The sequence below is a fragment of the Rhizobium sp. BK376 genome, from assembly GCF_004341625.1.
Classification (GTDB): domain Bacteria; phylum Pseudomonadota; class Alphaproteobacteria; order Rhizobiales; family Rhizobiaceae; genus Rhizobium.
Map to the genome: position 1 here is coordinate 140,612 of NZ_SLZG01000012.1, position 21,852 is coordinate 162,463.

Annotated in this window: 22 protein-coding genes; 15 read left to right on the plus strand and 7 right to left on the minus strand. The window is 59.5% G+C overall.

The window, feature by feature from the left end; translation table 11 throughout:
• Positions 1 to 137: 137 nt before the first annotated feature.
• The 7 genes from EV561_RS24145 to EV561_RS24175 all read left to right on the plus strand — a co-directional run bounded on the left by EV561_RS24145 (position 138) and on the right by EV561_RS24175 (position 7,195).
• Positions 138 to 1,010, plus strand: a complete 873-nt coding sequence (locus EV561_RS24145) for a sugar ABC transporter permease (RefSeq protein ID WP_132525224.1) — start codon at positions 138 to 140, stop codon at positions 1,008 to 1,010.
• 1 nt (position 1,011) lies between these two features.
• Entirely contained in the window at positions 1,012 to 1,842 is an 831-nt protein-coding gene (locus EV561_RS24150; RefSeq protein WP_132525226.1) for a carbohydrate ABC transporter permease, read from the plus strand.
• Between the two features lie 19 nt (positions 1,843 to 1,861).
• Positions 1,862 to 2,860: an ABC transporter ATP-binding protein gene (locus EV561_RS24155; protein ID WP_132525228.1), complete on the plus strand. Its 999-nt coding sequence runs from the start codon at positions 1,862 to 1,864 to the stop codon at positions 2,858 to 2,860.
• A gap of 124 nt (positions 2,861 to 2,984) precedes the next feature.
• Entirely contained in the window at positions 2,985 to 4,463 is a 1,479-nt protein-coding gene (locus tag EV561_RS24160; protein ID WP_132525230.1) for a mannitol dehydrogenase family protein, read from the plus strand.
• A 107-nt stretch (positions 4,464 to 4,570) separates the two neighbouring features.
• Entirely contained in the window at positions 4,571 to 5,263 is a 693-nt protein-coding gene (locus EV561_RS24165; RefSeq protein ID WP_132525232.1) for an HAD family hydrolase, read from the plus strand.
• A complete protein-coding gene (locus tag EV561_RS24170; RefSeq protein ID WP_132525234.1) occupies positions 5,263 to 6,846 on the plus strand; it encodes an FGGY-family carbohydrate kinase in 1,584 nt (527 codons plus the stop codon). The genes EV561_RS24165 and EV561_RS24170 overlap by 1 nt, the downstream gene beginning before the upstream one ends.
• 139 nt (positions 6,847 to 6,985) lie before the next feature.
• A complete protein-coding gene (locus EV561_RS24175; protein ID WP_132525236.1) occupies positions 6,986 to 7,195 on the plus strand; it encodes a hypothetical protein in 210 nt (69 codons plus the stop codon).
• Positions 7,196 to 7,210: 15 nt separating this feature from the next.
• Here EV561_RS24175 and EV561_RS24180 read toward each other — a convergent pair whose 3' ends face one another.
• Complete coding sequence (locus EV561_RS24180; protein ID WP_132525238.1) at positions 7,211 to 8,062, minus strand: MurR/RpiR family transcriptional regulator; 852 nt, start codon at positions 8,060 to 8,062, stop codon at positions 7,211 to 7,213.
• Positions 8,063 to 8,315: 253 nt separating this feature from the next.
• Between EV561_RS24180 and EV561_RS24185 the strand changes: the two genes are divergently transcribed.
• Positions 8,316 to 9,041, plus strand: coding sequence for a sulfate transporter family protein (locus tag EV561_RS24185; protein ID WP_132525240.1), 726 nt, complete (start codon positions 8,316 to 8,318; stop codon positions 9,039 to 9,041).
• On the opposite strand, the gene nth is transcribed toward EV561_RS24185, so the two are convergent.
• A complete protein-coding gene (gene nth, locus EV561_RS24190) occupies positions 9,015 to 9,782 on the minus strand; it encodes an endonuclease III (protein WP_132525242.1) in 768 nt (255 codons plus the stop codon). The two genes, EV561_RS24185 and nth, sit on opposite strands and share 27 nt — an antisense overlap.
• Before the next feature lie 22 nt (positions 9,783 to 9,804).
• On the opposite strand from nth, the gene EV561_RS24195 reads away from it, so the two are divergent.
• Both EV561_RS24195 and EV561_RS24200 read left to right on the plus strand, forming a co-directional pair.
• Positions 9,805 to 10,329, plus strand: coding sequence for a DUF2244 domain-containing protein (locus EV561_RS24195; RefSeq protein ID WP_132525330.1), 525 nt, complete (start codon positions 9,805 to 9,807; stop codon positions 10,327 to 10,329).
• Between the two features lie 68 nt (positions 10,330 to 10,397).
• Positions 10,398 to 11,270, plus strand: a complete 873-nt coding sequence (locus EV561_RS24200) for a bifunctional helix-turn-helix domain-containing protein/methylated-DNA--[protein]-cysteine S-methyltransferase (RefSeq protein WP_132525244.1) — start codon at positions 10,398 to 10,400, stop codon at positions 11,268 to 11,270.
• Between the two features lie 5 nt (positions 11,271 to 11,275).
• Here EV561_RS24200 and EV561_RS24205 read toward each other — a convergent pair whose 3' ends face one another.
• Positions 11,276 to 12,265: a sugar-binding transcriptional regulator gene (locus tag EV561_RS24205; protein ID WP_132525246.1), complete on the minus strand. Its 990-nt coding sequence runs from the start codon at positions 12,263 to 12,265 to the stop codon at positions 11,276 to 11,278.
• Between the two features lie 470 nt (positions 12,266 to 12,735).
• Here EV561_RS24205 and tal point away from each other — a divergent pair, with 470 nt between their 5' ends.
• Positions 12,736 to 13,701, plus strand: coding sequence for a transaldolase (gene tal / locus EV561_RS24210; RefSeq protein WP_132525248.1), 966 nt, complete (start codon positions 12,736 to 12,738; stop codon positions 13,699 to 13,701).
• A gap of 143 nt (positions 13,702 to 13,844) precedes the next feature.
• On the opposite strand, the gene EV561_RS24215 is transcribed toward tal, so the two are convergent.
• The 4 genes from EV561_RS24215 to EV561_RS24230 all read right to left on the minus strand — a co-directional run bounded on the left by EV561_RS24215 (position 13,845) and on the right by EV561_RS24230 (position 17,325).
• Positions 13,845 to 15,011, minus strand: coding sequence for a CaiB/BaiF CoA-transferase family protein (locus tag EV561_RS24215; protein WP_132525332.1), 1,167 nt, complete (start codon positions 15,009 to 15,011; stop codon positions 13,845 to 13,847).
• A gap of 13 nt (positions 15,012 to 15,024) precedes the next feature.
• Positions 15,025 to 15,570: a MaoC family dehydratase gene (locus tag EV561_RS24220; RefSeq protein WP_132525334.1), complete on the minus strand. Its 546-nt coding sequence runs from the start codon at positions 15,568 to 15,570 to the stop codon at positions 15,025 to 15,027.
• A 66-nt stretch (positions 15,571 to 15,636) separates the two neighbouring features.
• Entirely contained in the window at positions 15,637 to 16,473 is an 837-nt protein-coding gene (locus tag EV561_RS24225; protein WP_132525250.1) for an amidohydrolase, read from the minus strand.
• A gap of 63 nt (positions 16,474 to 16,536) precedes the next feature.
• On the minus strand, positions 16,537 to 17,325 hold the full coding sequence (locus EV561_RS24230) for an IclR family transcriptional regulator (protein WP_132525252.1): 789 nt from the start codon (positions 17,323 to 17,325) through the stop codon (positions 16,537 to 16,539).
• A 178-nt stretch (positions 17,326 to 17,503) separates the two neighbouring features.
• Between EV561_RS24230 and EV561_RS24235 the strand changes: the two genes are divergently transcribed.
• From EV561_RS24235 to ugpC, 4 genes are all read left to right on the plus strand, one after another.
• Positions 17,504 to 18,820 carry an extracellular solute-binding protein gene (locus EV561_RS24235; protein ID WP_132525254.1) on the plus strand — a complete coding sequence of 439 codons (1,317 nt, stop codon included), beginning with the start codon at positions 17,504 to 17,506 and terminating at the stop codon, positions 18,818 to 18,820.
• Between the two features lie 158 nt (positions 18,821 to 18,978).
• Entirely contained in the window at positions 18,979 to 19,872 is an 894-nt protein-coding gene (locus EV561_RS24240; protein WP_132525256.1) for a sugar ABC transporter permease, read from the plus strand.
• Between the two features lie 2 nt (positions 19,873 to 19,874).
• Positions 19,875 to 20,741 carry a carbohydrate ABC transporter permease gene (locus tag EV561_RS24245; RefSeq protein WP_132525258.1) on the plus strand — a complete coding sequence of 289 codons (867 nt, stop codon included), beginning with the start codon at positions 19,875 to 19,877 and terminating at the stop codon, positions 20,739 to 20,741.
• 5 nt (positions 20,742 to 20,746) lie between these two features.
• Entirely contained in the window at positions 20,747 to 21,844 is a 1,098-nt protein-coding gene (gene ugpC / locus EV561_RS24250) for a sn-glycerol-3-phosphate ABC transporter ATP-binding protein UgpC (RefSeq protein WP_132525260.1), read from the plus strand.
• Positions 21,845 to 21,852: the final 8 nt, after the last annotated feature.

Below are 21,852 nucleotides of genomic sequence, written 5' to 3' on the forward strand. Positions count from 1 at the left end.
AAGCCCTCCCGAGAGAACGAGGGAGTGACCTCCGCTCCCTCACCTAGGTCGCCGTCCGAACTACTCTTCGGCGACCTCTTTTATTTCCGCTGTTTTGCGGCCATTCTCCCGAGATTTAGACAAGATTGGTCCTTGCCATGGCGACGTTACACACCCGTTCCTCCGCGCGCCTGATGATGGCGCCCTCGGTTCTCCTTCTTTTCGCGTGGATGATCGTCCCGCTCGTCATGACGATCTATTTCTCGACGCTGAACTACAATCTGCTCAATCCCGGCGAACACGAATTCATCGGCTTTACCAACTACCAATACTTCCTGACCGATCCGGCCTTCTTCGATGCGCTGCTCAACACGCTGCTGCTCGTTGCCGGCGTGCTCGTGATCACCATCGTCGGCGGCATCGCCTTTGCCCTTCTTCTCGATCAGCCGATGTTCGGCCAGGGGATCGTGCGCATTCTCGTGATTGCGCCGTTCTTTGTCATGCCGACAGTTGCGGCGCTGGTCTGGAAGAACATGTTCATGAACCCGGTGAACGGGCTCTTCGCATACCTGTTCAAGCTGGTGGGACTGCAGCCGCTGGACTGGCTTGCGACCATTCCGCTTTTGTCGATCATCATCATTGTCGCCTGGCAATGGCTGCCCTTTGCGACCCTGATCATGCTGACTGCACTGCAGTCGCTCGACGAGGAGCAGAAGGAGGCCTCCGAAATGGACGGAGCCGGCCCGATCTCGAAGTTCATCTATATCATCCTGCCGCATATGGCTCGTGCCATCACGGTCGTGATCCTGATCGAGACGATCTTCCTGCTTTCGGTCTTTGCAGAAATCCTTGTCACGACGAATGGCGGCCCGGGCACCGACAGCACGAACCTGACGTATCTCGTCTATTCGCAGGCCCTGTTGCAGTTCGACATCGGCGGCGCATCGGCAGGTGGTATCGTCGCCGTCGTCCTTGCCAATATCGTCGCGATCTTCCTCGTCCGCATCGTCGGCAAGAATCTGGAGGCTTGAGATGGCACGTAGCGTTTCTACCCGCCGCAAGGTTGTCATCTCGGTCATCGCCTGGGCGCTGGCCCTCCTGATCTTCTTCCCGATCCTGTGGACGTTCCTGACCAGCTTCAAGACGGAAGGGGAAGCGGTCGCCTCGCCACCATCCTTCCTCTTCTTCCACTGGACGACGGAGAATTATTCCGAGGTGCAGGCCCGATCGGACTATTTCCTGCACTTCTTCAACTCGGTCGTCATCGCCTTCGGCTCTACAATCATCGGCCTGATCATCGCCATTCCGGCCGCCTGGGCCATGGCGTTCTCGCCGACGAAGCGCACCAAAGACGTGTTGATGTGGATGCTGTCGACGAAGATGATGCCACCGGTCGGCGCGCTCATTCCGATCTACCTCATCTTCCGCAATTCCGGTCTGCTGGACAGCCGGATCGGGCTGGTCGGGGTAATGACGCTCATTAACCTGCCGATTATTGTCTGGATGCTCTACACCTACTTCAAGGAAATTCCCGGCGAAATCCTCGAAGCGGCTCGCATGGACGGCGCGACCTTGATGAAGGAGATCGTCTATGTGCTGACGCCGATGGCGGTTCCGGGCATTGCGTCCACGCTGTTGCTCAACATCATCCTGGCATGGAACGAAGCCTTCTGGACGCTCAATCTCAGCACGTCGAACGCGGCGCCGTTGACGACGTTCATCGCCTCCTATTCCAGCCCGGAAGGCCTGTTCTACGCCAAGCTTTCGGCGGCTTCGACCATGGCGATCGCGCCGATCCTCATTCTCGGCTGGTTCAGCCAAAAGCAACTCGTCCGCGGCCTGACCTTCGGCGCAGTAAAATAAAGACTCCAGGGAGAGAAACATGGGCAGCATTACCCTTCAAAAAGTCTCGAAGGTCTTCGGAGACGTCCAGGTCATTCCATCCGTCGATCTCGAGATCGCAAATGGCGAATTCGTGGTCTTCGTCGGTCCGTCCGGTAGCGGAAAATCGACCCTGCTGCGCCTGATCGCCGGCCTCGAGGATCTTTCGGCCGGCAAGCTCGTTATCGACGGCAAGGACGTGACGGCTAGGCCGCCTTCGGAGCGCGGTCTTGCGATGGTCTTCCAATCCTACGCGCTCTATCCGCATATGAGTGTGCGCAACAATATCGCCTTCCCCCTGAAGATGGCGAACATGGATAAGGCCGAAATCGACCGTAAGGTCGCCGATGCCGCCCGCGTCCTGAACCTGACGGATTATCTGGAGCGCAAACCCCGCCAGCTTTCGGGCGGCCAGCGCCAGCGCGTCGCCATCGGTCGAGCGATCGTCCGCCAGCCTTCGGCCTTCCTGTTCGACGAGCCGCTGTCGAACCTCGATGCGGCCTTGCGCGTCAACATGCGCCTCGAAATCAGCGAACTACACCAGCAGCTCAAGACGACGATGATCTACGTCACCCACGACCAGGTCGAGGCGATGACCATGGCCGACAAGATCGTCGTATTGAACCGCGGCAACATCGAGCAGGTCGGTTCGCCGTTGGAACTCTATAAGAACCCGCGCAATCTCTTCGTCGCGGGCTTCATCGGCTCGCCCAAGATGAACCTTGTCAGCGGTGCGCCTGCGCAAAGTTTGAACGTCCACACGATCGGCATCCGCCCTGAACACCTCATCCTCTCGCATGAGAGCGGCGACTGGAAGGGCAGGATCACCGTGGCCGAACACTTAGGCTCCGACACTTTCCTGCATGTGGATGTCGAAGGGATCGGCCCGGTTACGGCCCGTGGCAGCGGCGACTTTGCGTCCCGCGCCGGCGATATCGTCTATCTGACGCCGGACAAGACCCGCATTCACAAATTCAACGACAAGGGCCTGTCGATCTGATCGCCTGCTGTCCGCAGATCCTGCGGCACATGAGAGACGTGCCCGGACCAGAGAAGGCCCGGGTTTATCCTGCGGGAACCCCGGAGGTTGCCGCATATAAAGACCTTTCAGAAGGACTTGAGTCATGACGAAACTATCGCTGGCAACACTAAAGGACGTGTCGGCAACGGCGACTATCCCGGCTTATGACCGGTCGAAGCTTTCGGCCGGCATTGTTCATTTCGGCGTCGGTAATTTTCATCGCGCCCACCAAGCCATTTATCTCGACGATCTTTTCAATCTGGGGCAGGACCATGACTGGGCCATCATCGGCGCCGGTGTTCTCCCGTCCGATGCCGCCATGCGCAAAAAGCTTGCGGCGCAGGATTTCCTGACGACCATCGTCGAGCAGGACAACAACAAGACGGCGGCGCGCGTCACCGCGCCGATGATCGACATCCTGCCGCCCGGCGATGCCAAGGCGATCATCGCCAAGCTCGCGGATCCCTCGATCCGCATCGTCTCCTTGACGATCACCGAAGGCGGCTACTTCATCGATGCGTCAGGCAAGTTCAATCCGGCCCATCCGGCGATATCAGCCGACGGAAAGAACCCAAATGAGCCGAAGACCGTCTTCGGCCTCATCGTCGCTGGTCTGAGGGCGCGACGGGAGAAGGGCATCGCTCCCTTCACCGTCATGTCCTGCGACAACATTCCGCATAATGGCGTGGTCACGACCAATGCCGTTGTCGGCACGGCAAAACTTTCCGATCCCGATCTTGCCGATTGGATCAAGGCGAATGTCGCCTTCCCGAACGCCATGGTGGACCGCATCACGCCGGCGACCGGCCAGCGCGAAATCGACCTGCTCAAGGACGCCTTCAAGATCGAGGACAATTGGCCGGTCTATTGCGAAGAGTTCAAGCAATGGGTTCTCGAAGATAAATTCACCCTCGGTCGCCCGGCGCTCGAGAAGGTCGGCGTCACTTTCGTTCCCGATGTCACGCCCTATGAGCACATGAAGATCCGCATCCTGAACGGCGGCCATGCGGCCATCGCCTATCCGGCTGCGCTGATGGATATTCATTTCGTTCACGACTCCATGGAAGATCCGCTGATCCGCGCCTTCCTTGCCAAGCTCGAGAACGACGAGATCATCCCGATCGTGCCGCCGGTGCCGAACACCTCGTTGACGGATTATTTTGCGCTGATCGAGCATCGACTGCTCAATCCGAAGATCGCCGATACGATCCCGCGCCTGGCGCAGGACGGTTCCAACCGCCAGCCGAAATTCATCCTGCCTTCTACGCTCGACAACCTGCGCCAAGGCCGGGACATCGTCGGTCTGGCGCTCGTCTCCGCTCTGTGGTGCCGTTACTTCGAAGGCACGACTGACAGCGGCCAGAAGATCGTGTTCAACGATGCCAGCGCCGACCGTCTGCACGAGGCTGCCGTGAAGGCGAAGGACGATCCGATGGCGTTCCTCGTCTTCGAAGACATCTTCGGCGAAGTCGCCAAGTCCGACCTCTTCCGCAAGCGTTTTGCCGATGCGCTGCAGACGCTTTGGGAGAAGGGCACGCGCGCGACGCTGCAGCTTTATCTCGACGGCAAGCTGGCGAAATAGGCGGGAGCTTTCTTCGCGTAAGCTTCGGTTTACGCAACTCGCATAAGCAAGACCCGGCGCCCTAACTTGAGGCGCCGGCGGCAAACCAGGCACAGGTTGGATCGGCCATGGCTGATACGGAAAAAGGGCTCGTAATCTTCGACTGCGACGGCGTGCTCGTCGACAGCGAGCCGATTTCCATCAGCGTTCTCGTCCAGGCGATGCGTGACGCTGGCATCGAGATCGATGAAGAGGGGGCCTATCAGCGCTTTCTTGGTCGAAGCCTTGCAACGTTGATCAGCACGCTGGAGACGGAGTTCAACGTTTTTGCCGATCAACAATTTCTCGACCGTATCCGCAACGATCTCTATGCGCGCTTCCGCACCGAGCTGAAACCGATCGATGGGATCGGCGAGGCGATTGATACCCTTGATATCCCCTGCTGCGTGGCATCCTCCAGCCAGCTTGAGCGCATCCGGCTGTCGCTCGGTATCACGGGGCTTCTCGGCCGACTCGATCCCCACATTTTCAGCGCTTCCATGGTGGAACGTGGCAAGCCGGCTCCGGATCTCTTTCTCCATGCCGCCAGGCAAATGCATGTCGAACCATCGCGCTGCATCGTCATCGAAGACAGTCCTGCCGGGATCGTGGCGGCACGGGCGGCGGGGATGACGGTCTTTGCTTTCACCGGCGGATCCCACGCGCATTCGCCGAGCTACCGAGCGGAATTGCAGCAGCTTTCCCCTGAAGTCGTGTTTGACGCGATGCCGGATTTGATACACCTTGTTCGAAAACATAGGTCGGACGGGGCTCATAACTGATGCGTGATCATGTGGTTGCGGTCGATGTCGGCACGGGCAGTGCCCGCGCCGGGTTGTTCGATTCGCGGGGGCGGCTGCTTGGCAAGGGCGAGCATCCCATTCTCATGAATCGCCCGCGCGAGAATCACGCCGAGCACAATTCCGAAAATATCTGGGCTGCCGTATGCGCCGCGGTGCGAAACGCCCGCTCGGTCGCCGGTGTCGATGCATCAGCCGTCGGCGCCATCGGCTTCGATGCGACCTGCTCGCTGGTCGTGCGCGATACGCAGGGGCAGCCGATCAGCGTTTCCAGCGAAGGCGGCACGCATTTCGACACAATCGTCTGGCTCGATCATCGCGCATTGCGGGAAGCCGATTTCTGCACGACGACCGAACATGGCGTGCTCGAATATTCCGGTCATTTCATGTCGCCGGAAATGGAAATGCCCAAGCTGATGTGGCTGAAGAAGAACCTGCCGCACACCTGGGAAAAGAGCGGCTACTTCTTCGATCTCGCCGATTTCATGACCTGGAAGTCGACAGGCTCGCTCGCGCGGTCACGCTGCACCCTGACGGCGAAATGGAATTATCTCGCCCATCGCAAGCCCGGCTGGCAGGCGGATTTTCTGGAGCTGATCGGGCTTCCGGACCTGAAAGTGCGGGGCAATCTTCCGGAGGAGACCGCTCCCGTCGGCTCCAGCGTCGGCACGCTCACGGCAGAAGCTGCCGAAGCGCTGGGGCTTGATCAATCCTGCCACGTTTCAGCAGGCATGATTGACGCCTATGCGGGGGCGCTGGGAGCGCTGGGCGGCTATGCCGGAGATGCAGCCGGGCTCGAGCGGCAACTGGCCCTGATTGCGGGAACGTCGAGCTGCATCGTTGCCTTTTCGAAGGAACGCAAGCGCAGCACCGGCATGTGGGGGCCCTATTACGAAGCGGTATTCCCGGACACTTGGCTGGTGGAGGCCGGGCAATCCGCAACCGGCGCGTTGCTCGATCATATCGTGCGGATGCATGCAGCCGGCGGTGAACCGAATGCGGCGCTGCATGAGCGCATCGTTGCCCGGATTGCGGAACTGCGCGCCGCCGAGGGTGACGGCTTTGCCGCGCGCATCCATGTCCTGCCGGATTTTCACGGCAACCGGTCGCCGCTTGCCGATCCGCATGGGGTCGGCGTGATCAGTGGCATGACGCTCGACACATCGTTCGACGGGCTCTGCCGTCTCTATTGGCGCACAAGCGTCGGCATCGCGCTCGGCATCCGCCATATCCTCGAAAAAATGCATGAATACGGGTATCGTCCCGATACGCTGCATGTGGCGGGGGGGCATGTCAAAAACGCCGTGCTCATGGAGCTTTATTCCGATGTGACGGGATGCAAGGTGATCGTGCCTGCCATGAATGAGGCTGTTCTGCTCGGCACTGCGATCGCCGCTTCCGTCTCCTGCGGACTGCATGCCGATATCGCCGCCGCCGGTGCTGCCATGTATCCGGGTGGTCATGAACGGCTGCCCGATGAAAGCAAGAAAGCAATCTACGATCGCGATTATCGCCGTTTTCTGGCCATGTACCGGCATCGCGCCGAGCTGGAAAAGATGGATTAGCAGGCCGATCGGGGCGATGATGTCGCTTGGCAGTTGAAGCGACATAGGGTTCCCATCGTGAGGCCGGTGTGACAAAGAACTGCACTCACATCAAACCAAACGTCGAAACGCTTGTTTCGGCTCTTGCAGGTCATGCTCCATGAATGAAGAAGAATTCATCGCCCTTTGCAAAAACGGGAAATTCAAGGAGGCTCTTGCACTCGCCCTGCAGGGCGGCGAGAAGCAGAAATTCTCGCCCAGCCGGTTCTCCATGGACAAGAAGACCGGAAAGCCGATCTTCTACCGCGGCAACAAGCGGGTCGAGATGGACGAAGATGGAGAGTGGCAGTTGGCGAAAAACAGCTGGTAGCCGCAGGGTTCCTCTTCAGCGCAACGGTGCGTCGGCGAACATGCCTTCCAGTTCAGCGATCCGGCGCGCGCGTACTTCGGCCTCTTCACCGGCAGAATGAGCAACGGCTGCGGCGAAGAATTCCAGCAATGCTGTCATGGCCACCATATTTTCCCGGCTGCCTACGCGCAGCGGAGGGAGGGAAAGGGTGGCATTGGCAAACTCATGTGCCCATTCGGTATATTGGCCGGTTACAAGCAAGACCTTGTAGCCCGAGCGCCTGGCCGAACGCGCCAGCAGCCGCGATTTCGAGAAGCGGTGCGAATCGATGATGATCAGCATCGCATCCGTCGACTGGTGGCCGAGCAGTTCGATGTAGCTGCCGTTGTTGCCGGACGAAAAATAGACGTGGTCGCGGGCAGACGTCAGTCGCTCGCAGAAATGATGGCCAAGTCCTGCGCAGCTCTGGTGAGTCGCCACGAAAACCTCGCTCGAAGCGAGAACCATGGCGACGGCATCCAGCCATTGCGGCTGACCGGCGAGATTATAGACATGATGGAGCATCTCGACTTGCTCGGCGATGAGACCTGCAAAGGGACGCCCCTCGTTCACGTCTTTCTGCAGCTGTTCTATGGAATGCGGTATCTGCCACGTCGTGGGCGCCACCGTCTCGCGCAAATGAACCTTGATGCCATCAAGCCCCTGATAGCCCAATGCCCTGAGGAAGCGGCCGACTGTCATCGGGCTCAATTCGAGCCGATCGGCGACGGATGAGGCGGTTTCGAAAGGCAGCTCATTCAGATGATCGGAGAAATACCGGGCGATGCGACGCTCGGCAGGCGTTCCCGATTTCATGTACTGCTTGAGCTTCTGGCTAAGATCTTCCAAGTCGGCCTCGCTGGTCTCTCATCTATTTGGCGATCCTTTGAACACATCAACAATTGATGCGGGTGGGGGACACCCGGGGGTTGCTTCGCAGGTTTAAGTTGTTGTTTTCAAAAGTAGCCCAATATATATTAGGGTGTTCTTCATTACAATAAGCCAGTTGCATTCAATTCTATCCCGCAGTGCGGGAGACCCTTGTCGGCGGCGCAATCTCTCATTACATCGCGAACAACTGCCCATTAGGAATGGCTATTGTATGGTGATCGATGCTGCGCGCCTGGCGCTCGCCAATCTTCTTGCACCGGAGACACGGAAGCTCTTCTGGAAAGTACTTGGCATAACGCTGCTGTTGCTGGTCGGGCTATGGCTCGCCTTGCATGGCGCCATCGTTGCCTTTGCCCTGCCATGGGTCGAAAGCTTCTTTCCGGATCTACCGGATTGGGCGGGAGGGGTCGCCTTTGTATTCACGATTTTCGCAGGCGCGGGTCTGGCATTCGGGCTTGCTTTCCTGCTTTCGCCCGTCACTGCTGTTGTCGCCGGCCTTTTTCTCGATGATATCGCCGAGGTCGTGGAGCGGCGCGATTATCCGGCCGACAGGCAGGGTACGGCCATGCCGCTCGTTCCGGCCATGATCGGCTCGTTGAAATTCCTGGGCGTGGTGGTCGTCGGCAATATTATCGCGCTGATCCTGCTCTTCGTGCCGGGCATCAACCTGATCGCCTTCTTCCTGGTCAACGGCTATCTGCTTGGCCGAGAATTCTTCGAATTCGCCGCCATGCGGTTTCGTTCGCCGGAGGAAGCGCGATCCTTCCGGGCAAAGCATTCAACGACGGTTTTCCTGGGTGGCCTGATCATCGCGGCGTTCCTGGCGGTGCCGATCGTCAATCTGCTGACACCGCTGTTTGCCGCAGCGATGATGGTGCATCTGCACAAGCTGCTGAGCGTGCGCGATCCGCTATTCGCCAATCAATTGCGGCGGTAGCGCGACCAGCGGCGCCGGTATGTCCACCGTCTTTTCGGGCGACCGACAGAGATCAGCGATGACGCAGCGTTCGCATTCGGGCTTGCGGGCCTTGCAGACATAGCGACCGTGCAGGATGAGCCAATGGTGTGCGTGATAGAGATAGTGGTCGGGAATAACCTTTAAGAGCCGTTGCTCGACCTCGTCAGGCGTCTTGCCCGGCGCAAGCTTGATGCGATTGGCGATGCGGAAGATATGGGTATCGACCGCGATCGTCGCCTGCCCGAAGGCCATGGATAGCACCACGTTTGCCGTCTTGCGGCCGACGCCGGGCAGCATCAACAGCTCGTCGCGCGTCTGCGGAACCTTGCCATCGAACTTGTCGACCAGCATCTGCGAAAGCGCGATGACGTTCTTTGCCTTGTTGCGGTAGAGCCCGATCGTCTTGATGTAGTCGCGGACCTGGTCTTCGCCGAGTTCCAGCATCTTTTCAGGCGTGTCGGCGACCTTGAACAGGGCACGCGTCGCCTTGTTGACGCCGGCGTCCGTCGCTTGGGCCGAGAGCGCCACGGCAACCACCAGTGTGAAAGGGTTGACGTGCTCCAGCTCGCCCTTCGGCTCCGGCCGCTGGATAGAGAAACGCCGGAATATTTCCTCCACTTCCGCCTTCGAATAGGCGCTGCGGACCGTTGCCGGCTTGCGGCGTGTGGTCACAGTCTTTTGTGGGGCCGGGGTGGTGGATTTGAGTTTCGGATTTGCCATGGAAAACCTATACTCATGCGCCATGATGGAACGCAACGGCGATATGAGCAAAGGCGATCCGGGCACTGATCCCGATGGCGACAGGCCGGTCTTTGCGGCCGAACTCTTTCCCTATCGGTCACTCGGGCGGAAAGGGTTCAGGGTTCTTCTTGTACTTATGGGGACGTTCTGCCTGTTTTACGGCGGCTTGTTCTTGCTGCAGGGCGCATGGCCGATCGGTCTGTTTTTCGGCGCCGATTTCCTCCTTCTCTACGGCGCATTCTGGCTGAACTATCGCTCCGGCCGCGTTCGCGAGCAGGTCACCGTCTCGCGCACCGACGTCTCCATCCGCAAGGTCTCGCCGTCGGGCCGGGTGGAGGAGCATCGCTTCAATCCCTTCTGGGTCCGGTTTCTGGTGCGGCGGCTGCAGGGCGTCGGCATCCGGTCGATGCATGTTCGCGGCGAGGGGCACGACATGGAGATCGGCTCTTTCCTCAGCCCCGAGGATCGCGAGAGCTTCGCAAAAGCGTTCACCGGTGCACTTGCCACGGTAAAGCGGCGAATTTAGCGGTTTCGGCAAGAAACGGGTGGTAACGAAGCACCTGAATGGTCATTTCATGGGCAAGGAGAAAGACCATGAACGCAATCGCTCAATTCAAGACGGACATCACGCCGGAAGGTGCGGATTACGATACGGTCCGCCGCGTCATCGAACTCATCACCGAGGAGTATCGCGATCAGCCGTCGCTGGAGGCGATTGCTGCGCGGCTCGACCAATCTCCCACGCAGTTGCAGAAGACGTTTACTCGCTGGGCCGGCCTGTCGCCGAAGGCATTCCTGCAGGCAGTGACGCTGGATCATGCCAAGCGGCTGTTGCGGCAGGAAAACCTGCCCCTGCTCGAAACATCGATCGAAGTCGGGCTTTCCGGTCCGAGCCGTCTGCACGATCTCTTCGTGACCCATGAGGCCATGTCCCCTGGCGAATGGAAGGCGAAGGGCGGTGGGCTCGTCATCCGTTTCGGCTTCCATCAATCACCGTTCGGCACGGCGCTTGTCATGGCAACCGATCGCGGCCTTGCCGGCCTTGCCTTCAGCGACAGCGGCGACGAGGCCGCTTGCCTTGACGACATGACCTGCCGCTGGCCGAACGCGCAATATGTCGAGGATACGCAGGCAACCGCGCCCTATGCCGAGCGCATTTTCGAGCCCGGCAAATGGACATGCGACCAGCCGTTGCGCGTCGTGCTGATCGGCACGGATTTCCAGGTCCGTGTCTGGGAGAGCCTGCTCAAGATCCCGCTGGGCAAGGCAGTCACCTATTCCGATATCGCACGGGATATCGGACAGCCGACGGCAATGCGGGCCGTGGGCGCCGCAGTCGGCCGCAATCCCATCTCTTTCGTCGTGCCTTGCCATCGCGCGCTCGGCAAGAATGGTGACCTGACCGGCTATCATTGGGGGCTGACCCGAAAGCGGGCCATGCTTGGCTGGGAATCTGCGCAGGCCTGATGGCCTCAGGCAGCCTTGGCCTGCGCCAGGCCAAGCAATGCTACGGCAGCGCTTTCGTCTGTTATCAGCGTGTTGCAGCCGATGCGCCTGATCGTGGCGCGGATCGCCATTGCGCGATGGGCGCCGCCCGAAGACAGCACGATGTGCTTGGCCTTTTTCAGCGTGTCGAGATCGACCGACATGACCCGGCTGTTGATGCTGTGGTCGATGGAATTGCCGTCGGCATCGAGGAAATTGAACATGGTGTCGCAGACGCAGCCGGCATCGATCAGCTGATCCAGCTCCTGCTTGGAAATGAAGCCCTCCGACAGGGAGGTCGAATGCGGGCCGATATCGCCGCAGCTGACGATCGCCAGATCCAGGTTCTCGGCCAGGCGATAGATCGCTTCCAAGCCACATTTCTCGATGAGATTGCGTTTGGTCTCGATGGAATCGACCAGCAGCGGTGCAAGGAACATGTAGCATTCCGCGCCGAGCTGGCTGGCCAGCCTCCATGTATAATCGATCGGATTGGTCTGCTGGACCGCAACGATGCCGCCAAGCAGGGAGACGACCTTGCAATTATCACGACGCGGCGGCCGGAAGCTGGAAAGCGAGGCCGTCATCGTGCGGCCCCAGCCGACGCCGATCGTGTAATTGTCCGGTATGGCTTCGGTCAGGAACTGGCCGAGCGCCAGGCCCACGCACTTGGCCTGGGCATCGGCGCTGCTGTTTGGCGGAGTGGGCACGACGATCGCCTCGTCGAGCCCATAGGCGCGCTCCAGCTTGATTGCCAGTTCGACGCAATCGTCAATCGCCTCGTTGATCCAGATCTGCACTTCGCTGCGTCGCATCGCCTCGTCCAGAAGACGGATAACGGTCGTGCGGCTGATGCCGAGCTGTTCGGCGACTTCCTTCTGGGTGAGACCCTGATTATAATAAAGCCAGGCAGCACGAAGCCTGAGTGACGCCGTCTCGGAATAGGCGGTATGTGTTCCACGTCTCAGTTTGGCCACAGGTCCTCCGGAAACCTCGTCCGTTCATATCGCAGCCGTAGAAGGCGAAATCTGCGCAATTGTGCAGAACGGTTCCTGCGATTTCGGATCTCTTTTCCAGATATTCTATGCCCTGAAACTTATGTCAATTGAAATGCACAAATGTCCTTGACTTTACATCGGCGGAATTGTGATAGTCTGTCGGGAAGCGGGTCCTTGTCCGATCGAGGAGGGCAAATCGTGCGGTTAAACGGCAATCGGTACATCTGGCCAGCCGGACGGTCATTGGCGGCATTTGCGCTTCTTGCAGTCACCGAACTCCATCGTGGTGCCAGCCCGCTTACGGCATCTGGAACATCGCGTCTTTCCCATCGTTACCGAGGTAGTGGAGAGGGAAGTGCGTAAATCCGCCGAAAAATTCATACCGTCTGTCGAACATCGGACGGAATTTCGCACCGGTCAACAGTCCCAATTCAACAAGGATACCTACCATGACATCCAAGCTTGACCAACTCCGTGAGATCACGACGGTGGTTGCCGATACCGGCGACATCGAAGCGGTTGCCCGCCTGAAGCCGGTCGATTGCACGACCAACCCGTCGATCGTTCTGAAGGCCCTCGGCACGCCGATGTTTGCCGACAGCATCAAGGAAGCCGTTGCATGGGGCAAGAAGCAGGGCGGCGCTTCCGAAGCCGTTGCCTCTGCCGTCGCTGACCGTCTTGCAATCTCCGTCGGTGCAGCGCTGTCGAAGCTGGTTCCGGGCCGCGTCTCGACCGAGGTCGACGCCGACCTTTCCTTCGACACCAAGGCTTCGATCGCCAAGGCACACAGCATCATCGCTGCCTACAAGGAACGCGGCATCGAGAAGGATCGCATCCTCATCAAGCTCGCTTCCACCTGGGAAGGCATTCGCGCTGCCGAAGTCCTGCAGAAGGACGGCATCGACTGCAACCTGACGCTTCTCTTCTCGAAGGCCCAGGCCGTTGCCTGCGCCGATGCCAAGGTCTTCCTGATCTCGCCTTTCGTCGGCCGCATCCTCGACTGGTACAAGAAGTCGACCGGCAAGGACTACACGCCGGAAGAAGATCCGGGCGTTCTGTCCGTCCGCGACATCTACAACTACTACAAGGCCAACGACATCAAGACGGTCGTCATGGGCGCCTCGTTCCGTAGCGCCGCCGAAGTCGAGGCCCTTGCCGGCTGCGACCGCCTGACGATCGCTCCAAACCTTCTTGAGGAACTGTCGAAGGACGAAGGCAAGCTCGAGCGCAAGCTTTCGCCCGACATGAAGAAGCCCGCGGCGAAGATCGAGATGGATGAAAAGACCTTCCGCTGGATGATGAACGAAGACGCAATGGCGACCGAAAAGCTTTCGGAAGGCATCCGCAACTTCGCCAAGGACCTCGTCACCCTGCGCACCATGGTCACCAAGGAACTGCAGGCCGTCGCGGCTTGATCTTCCGTTGGTAGACGTGTGATTTGATAGTGAAAAGGCCCCGTTTGTGGGGCCTTTTTTGTTAGAGTGCGGAATTGAGAGCTTGTGGTTGCGGCAGGCGGATGAGGGGCATACGGCACGCCACGCACCGTATGCCCCTGAAACTACTCCCCGCCCGACATAAACTCCGCCCTGATCTCTTCGGATTGGTTTCCGATCGTCGGCGCGGCCCGGTTGTTCTTGTGTCTGACGCCGTTGACGCGGATGGGGCTCGCCGTCGTGCGGACGGAGACGCCGTCGCCGCGGGTAACGGTCTGCAGCATGTCGAGCTGACGGAAGGCCGCTGTCTGCATCAGCTTCGGCCAATCCAGCACCTCCGCGGCCCAGATATCGGCCGGCTGCAGGATCGCAAGCCAATCCCCGACGCTCCTTTCCCTGAGCCGTCCGGCAATCATGCTCTTTACCTCGTCGCGCCGGGAGAAGGCCTCCTCGGGCGTGTAGGTGGCAAGAGCAGGTAAGTCGAGCAAGGGCGCGAGCTTGGAAAGCGGCATCATCGCGACGGCGATCCAACTGTCCGATGTCTGGTAGACGCCGTAGGGTGCTGCGAGATAGGCGTGGGCGTTGCGTACGGAGGATTTCTTCGGCAGGCGGCCGCCGTCGTTCAAATGGGTGGTCAGGACTTCGAACTGGAAATCGATCATGGCCTCGATGAGGCTGGTTTCGACATGCGAACCTTCGCCTGTCATGCCACGGCGTACGAGGCCTGCCAAAATGCCCTGGACGAGGAGATTGCCGGCCAGCATGTCGGCGACCGCGAGGCCGAAGGGAACCGGGCCGTCGTCAGCCTCGCCGTTCAGCCACATGGCGCCGGAGCGGGCCTGGGCCAGTAGATCCTGCCCCGGAAACTGCCGCCATTCATCGGCGGTGCCATAGCCCGTGATGCTGCCATAGACGATACGGGGATTGATCTTGCGCGCCGTCTCATAGTCGAGGCCGAGCCGCTCGATCACACCGGGGCGGAAATTCTGGATGATGACATCCGCCTTGGCGATCAGCGCATGGATACCCCTGAGGTCGTCGGCATCCTTCATGTTGAAGGCAATGCTTTCCTTGCCACGGTTGATCGCGTGGAACAGCGTCGAGTCGCCGCCGATTTCGGTGTCGCTGAGATAGAGACGCCGGCAGAGATCGCCGCCATCCGGCCGCTCGATCTTGATTATGCGCGCGCCGAGATCGCCCAGGCGAAGTGCTGCCATGGGACCCGATAGAAACTGGCTCATATCCAGCACCGTTATGCCGGACAACAGGCCTTCAGCATTCATATTCTTCATCATTCGGCTTTCTTCAGCCTTTCAGTTCAGGTGCATCCGCCGGCCTGCCGTTCTTGTAGCGGACCGTCTGGATATGTTCGCAATAGAGCACTAGCTCGCCTTCGCCCTTGAAGACCTCATAGGAGGATCGGATCAGGCCGAGCTCCACATATTTCGGCTGTTTGTCGAGATTGGTGCGGATGGTGTAGATCGTGTCGCCGATGAAGGTCGGCTTGATGAAACGCAGCTTGTCGTAGCCATAGGAAAAGGCGTTGATGCAGTTGGTCGCGACGAGGCCGAGGCCAGCGGAGAAGACGAAGGCGCCCGCAACGAGCCGCTTGCCGAACATGCCCTCGGTCTCGGCGAAGATCTGGTCGCCCACGTAAGGATGCATGTCGAGCACGAGCGCATTGAACTGCATCGATTCCCCTTCGGAAATCGTGCGCCTCAGCGAGCGGATCTTGTGACCGATCTCGAAATCCTCATAGAACCAGTTTTCCGAATTCCAGACGGGCAGGGAGGCATGATCCTGCGGCATCGTCTTTGGGTGGGTGCTCGAAATGCCGACTGTGGCGGTCATCGGGTCATCAGTCGTCCGGTTATCGGTCATGGGATCATCTTTCCAATGCTGGATAGCCAGAGCGCTTCAGAGTTTCCAGATGCGCTTGGCGTTGCCGTTGTAGAAACGAGCGCGTTCATCGGCGCTGCAGCCTGAGGTCAGCGCATGGGTTGCCGCAATCCACGTGGTCAATCCGCCGCCCAGCGTGCAGACGGGCCAGTCGCTGCCCCACACGACCCGGTCCCAGCCAAAGCTCTGGATTGAGTGTTCGACGAAGGGACGCAGCGTCTCGACAGTCCAGCTTTCCGGATCGGCATAGGCAACGACGCCGGAGATCTTCACCGTAACGTTAGGCCGCTTGGCGATCTCGGTCATGCCCGATTTCCAGATCTCGCTCACGCCGTCCTTGACGGCGGGAACGCCGCAATGGTCGAGAATGAACTGGATGCCGGGGTTCAGGTCGACCAGCGCAATCGCCTTCTGGATCTGATGGGGCAAGACACAGAAATCGAAGGTCAGGCGCGTGCCGGCAAGGCGTTTCAGATTTTCGCGAAAAAGCGCTCCCTCAGAGAGATCATCGGGCACGACATGCAGGACGCGGCGAAATCCCTTGACGAAGGGATCTGCAAGAACCCGATCGAGATAGGCCGGGAACCCATCCTCTTCCGGGCGGCAGGAGGCGATCGCGCCGCGGATCAGGCTGCCCGGTTGCCGCGAAAGCTCCTTGATATAGGCGGTTTCCGCTTCGATATCCTCCGGCGCGACATCCACTTCCATGTGGAGCGTATCCGAAATGCCGGCGCGATGGGCGTCGCGGGCATATTCCTCATAAAGGCTGTCGCGGTTCAGCGCACCGGCTCCCGCAAGCCAGGGATAGTTCAGCTTCGCACGGTCGACGACGTGCAGGTGCGTATCGAAAAGCATGGTGATCCTCCCCTACATGCTATCGACATATACTCACAGAAGAATAGTTTATTCAAATAAAAATTATAGCTCCGCTTCGTCGACCGTTCCTGCCACGGTCTCGGAGATCTGCCGGGCGGCGTCGCAGACGTATTCGATAACCTTCTCATAGCTCGGCGCGTTGCCGTTGACCGGCTGGATATAGGGACAGGTCATGGCCGCCAGCGCATTGCCGTCCATCGCCAGAACCGGTGCCGAGATATTTCGGACACCCGTGGTCTGCAGGCTGTCCATGGTCTCGAAGCCCTTTTCCCGGATGATCTGCAGCTTTTCGTTCAGGTCCTCGGGTTCGGGAATATCGTCATCGCGGCGCTGCTGCTCGGTGATCATCATACGCCGCTGCTTTTCATCCCGGAAGGCCAGGAGGATGTGGCCGGAACCGGTGTTGAAAAGGTTGATCTGGGCGCCGACGCGAATGGAGATGCCCCAATAGGTCGGCGAATCCTGCTGGGCGATGACGACGACGGAGCCGCGGTCGAAGACGGCGAGATGACAGGCTTGTTCGGCGCGATTGGAGAATTCGCGCATCAGTGGCGTCGCGAAGGAGACGAGGCGGCGCACCGGCGCATGGAAATGGGCAAGGCCGAAGAGCTTAAGCGTCAGATAAAAGCGATCGCCCTCCTGGCGCTGGACATAGCCGCGGCGCACCAAGCGGTCGAGCATGCGGTAGAATTCGTTCGGGCTCTTGCCGAGCTGCTTGGCGATTTCGGCCTGGGTCAGGCCGCCATCGATCCGCGACAGCAGCTCGAGAATGTCCAGTCCCTTGTCGAGGGCGGGGGCGCGGTAGCGATCGTTCTCATCATCCAAGGCCATCATCTTTCCTTCATGCGTACATGCCGTTTGGAATTCATATATGAATGAAAATGATTTGCAAACCCGGTGACCGGAACGCTTGACGCTCGATAAATATGATGTTTACATATGAATTATCGATCCATATTTGGAAATCGATTGTCGGGCAAGAGGGTCCGAGCTCAAGGGAGGAGTTCCTATGAAGAAGTTGGGAGCCGGTCTAGTCGCCGGTTTGATGGCGTTTCTTGCCAGTTCCACGGCATGGTCCGCGGATCTGCCCGGAAAATTCGATGGCGTGACGATCGATGCGAAGATCATCGGCGGCCAGCAGTATGAGCCGCTCTATGCGCGCATTGGCGAGTGGGAGAAGGCGACCGGTGCGAAGGTCAACGTTCTTTCGAAGAAGAACTATTTTGACCTCGACAAGGAAATCAAATCCGACATGGCGTCAGGCAACATCACCTGGTGCGTCGGTTCCAACCACTCTTCCTTCGCGCCGATCTATGAAGGCCTCTATACGGACCTGAAGCCGCTGCTACCGGCCGACGAAATCGCCAAGTTCGTCGATTCGACGATCGCTGCCTCGACCATCGACGGCAAGCTGGTGATGCTGCCGCGCGCTCAGTTCGACGTTTCCGCCCTCTATTACCAGAAGAGCCTCTATACCGACGAAGCCAAGAAGAAGGCTTTCAAGGATAAGTTCGGCTACGAGCTGGCGCCGCCGAAGACCTGGAAGGAAGTCAGCGACCAGTCGACCTTCTTTGCCAATCCGCCGAACTTCTACGGTACCCAGTTCCCCGGCAAGGAAGAAGCGATTAACGGTCGCTTCTATGAAATGCTGGTTGCCGAGGGTGGCGAGTATCTCGACAAGGACAAGAAGCCGGCCTTCAATTCCGAAGCCGGTGTACGCGCGCTCGACTGGTTCGTGAACATGTACAAGGCGAAGGCCGTTCCGGCCGGCGTCACCAATTATCTCTGGGATGATCTCGGCGCGGGCTTTGCGTCCGGCACCGTGGCGCTTGACCTCGACTGGCCCGGCTGGGCCTCCTATTTCAACGATCCGAAGTCCTCGAAGATCGCGGGCAATGTCGGCGTCGTCGTTCAGCCGGTCGGCTCCTCCGGCAAGCATACCGGCTGGTCCGGCCATCACGGCTTCTCGGTAACGGAAGCCTGCCAGCACAAGGATGCGGCTGCATCGCTCGTCTGGTGGCTGACCAACGAAGACAGCCAGAAGCTCGAAGCGGCAAACGGCACGCTGCCGACCCGCAAGGCTGTCTGGGATTGGGATATCGCCCAGGCCGCCAACGATCCCTACAAGAAGGAATCGCTCGGCGCCTTCCAGGAAGCCATGAAATACGCCTTCCCGGTTCCGCGCACGCCGGAATGGATCGAAATCTCCAACGCCGTCTATCCGGAACTGCAGTCCGCCATCCTCGGCGACAAGAGCTCCAAGCAGGCGCTGGACGATGCCGCCAAGAAGGCGACCGATATCCTCAAGGATGCCGGCGATCTCTGATCGCCTGACCGATGCTCCGCACCCGGAAACGGGTGCGGATGTCTGAACATGACTTTGGCCAGTACCCATCCGGCCGGTCTGCCAAGGCTAATGTCCTCAAGCTGCGGCGTCACGAAACTGCGTTCCTCATTTTCGGGAATGCGCGGACAGGTACATCAATGTTCAAAAAAATATCTCCACCGGTCCTGCTTCTTCTACCGGCGTTCATCGTTCTTGCGGCGGTGGTTATCTTCCCGCTGCTGCTGTCTCTTTATTCCAGCTTCACGCCCTTCCGGCTGACGCGGCCGAACACGCTTTTCGTCTTCATCGGCCTGCGCAACTATACGCGCATCCTGACCGATCCAGTCTTCCTGGCAGCCTTCGTGCGCACGGTCATCTTGTTGACGATCGCGTTGAACCTTGAAATGCTGCTGGGCCTAGGTCTTGCGCTGCTCGTCAACAAGGCGACGCATGGCAAGCGCGTGCTGCGCACGCTGATGATGTTTCCGATGATGTTTTCGCCCGTCCTCGTCGGCTTCCAGTTCAAGTTCATGTTCAATGACAATGTCGGCATCGTGAACAACGCGCTGCAGTCACTGGGGCTCACTACCGATGCCATTCCCTGGCTGATCGACGGCAATCTCGCGCTGCTTTCCATCGTGATCGCCGAAGTCTGGTCTTCGACATCGGTCTTCGCAATCCTGATCCTGGCCGGCCTGCTCGCCATGCCGCAGGAGCCGGTCGAGGCGGCGCGCGTCGATGGCTGCACCTCGTGGCAGACCTTCCGCTATGTCACCTGGCCATTCCTGATGCCCTTTGCCTTCATCGCCATGACGATTCGCTCGCTCGACGTCGCGCGCGCCTATGACATCGTCAAGATCATGACCGATGGCGGTCCGGCGCAGCGCACCGAACTCCTGTGGACGCTGGTCGGGCGCACCGCCTATTCCGATGCGCAGATGGGCCTCGCCAACGCCATGGCCTATGTCTCGATCATCCTCTCGATCGTCTTCACCGTCTATTTCTTCCGCAAGCTTGCGCTTGCCCGCACCCAGATCGGAGCGGAGTGGTAATCATGGATCGCAACGCTGAACAACGCGTACGCCGCCGCATCGGAAAAGTCCTGCATCTCGTCGGGCTTTTCATCGCGATGCTCATCATCTGCCTTCCGGGCGTCTGGATCATCCTCAGCTCGCTGAGGCCCACCGTCGAGATCATGGCGAAACCGCCGGTCTGGATCCCGCATGAACTCTCGCTCGAAGCCTATCGCGATATGTTCGGCGGGCTCGGCCATGGCGGCATTCCAGTCTTCGACTATTTCCGCAATTCGCTGATCATCTCGATCACCTCGACCGTTATTGCGCTGGCGATCGGCATGTCGGGCGGCTATGCCTTCGCCCGCTTCCGCTTCACGGGCAAGTCGGCCGCCTTCCTCGGCCTGATGCTGACGCGATCGGTTCCCGGTGTCGCACTGTCGCTGCCGCTTTTCATGGTCTATTCGCGCATCGGCATCATCGATACGCATTTCGGTCTGATCCTGACCTATGTTGCGCTGAACGTGCCCTTCACCATCTGGCTGATCGACGGCTTCTTCCGTCAGGTGCCGAAGGATCTGGCCGAGGCGGCGCAGATCGACGGCTGCACGCGCTGGCAGGCCTTCTGGCAGGTGGAGTTCCCGCTTGCCGGTCCCGGCATCGCGTCGGCCGGCATCTTCGCCTTCCTCACCTGCTGGAACGAATATGCGCTGGCGTCGCAGCTGACGCGGTCGATCAATTCCAAGACGCTGCCGGTCGGCCTGCTCGATTATACCGCCGAGTTCACGATCGACTGGCGCGGCATGTGTGCGCTTGCCGTCGTCATGATCGTCCCGGCGCTCATCCTCACTTTCATCATCCAGAAGCATCTCGTGTCCGGCCTGACGTTCGGCGCGGTCAAAGGTTGAATTCGATGGCTCAGGTTTCGCTCAAAAAACTCGTCAAGCGCTACGGCGCGCTGGAAATCGTCCACGGGATCGATCTCGACATCAAGGACAAGGAATTCATCGCGCTGGTCGGCCCCTCCGGCTGCGGCAAGTCCACGACGCTGCGCATGATCGCCGGCCTCGAGGAAGTTTCCGGCGGCGCGATCGAAATCGGCAATACAGTCGTCAACGATCTGCCGCCGCGCGACCGCAACATCTCGATGGTCTTCCAGTCCTACGCGCTCTATCCGCATATGACGGTGCGCGAAAACATGGGCTTCTCGCTGAAAATCGCCAAGCAGCCGCAATCCGAGATCGACAAGCGCGTCAACGAGGCTGCGGCCATTCTCAGCCTTGAAGCGCTGATGGATCGCCGTCCGGCGCAGCTTTCCGGCGGCCAGCGCCAGCGCGTCGCCATGGGCCGCGCGATCGTGCGCCAGCCGGAGGTCTTCCTCTTCGACGAGCCGCTGTCGAACCTCGATGCCAAGCTACGCACGCAGATGCGTACCGAGATCAAGAAGCTGCATGCCAAGGTGCAGTCGACGGTCATCTACGTCACCCACGACCAGGTCGAGGCGATGACGCTCGCCGACCGCATCGTCATCATGCGCGACGGCTATATCGAGCAGGTCGGCACGCCCGATCAAGTCTTCAAGAAGCCTGCTACGCGCTTCGTCGCAGGCTTCATCGGTTCGCCGCCGATGAATATCGTCGAGGGTGTGGTGCAGTCGGGCGCGATCGTCTTTGCGAATGGCGACAAGCTGCCGGTGCCGGAGCAATTCAAGGCGAAGGTCAAGGAGGGCGACAAGGTCGCCTTCGGCCTGCGCCCCGATGACATCTTCCCGACCGGCCATGGACTGCATTCGGGACAGGCTGCTGATGTCCACGAACTGACGCTGCCGGTCGCGATTACCGAACCGCTCGGCAACGAGACGCTGGTCTTTGTCGAATTTGCAGGCCGTGAATGGGTGTCGCGCATGCTCAATCCGCGTCCGCTTGCGAGCGGCGAACAAATCAAGACGAGTTTCGACCTGTCGCAGGCCCACCTGTTCTCGGTCGAAACCGGCAAGAGCCTGGCAGTCTAAGGAGTAAC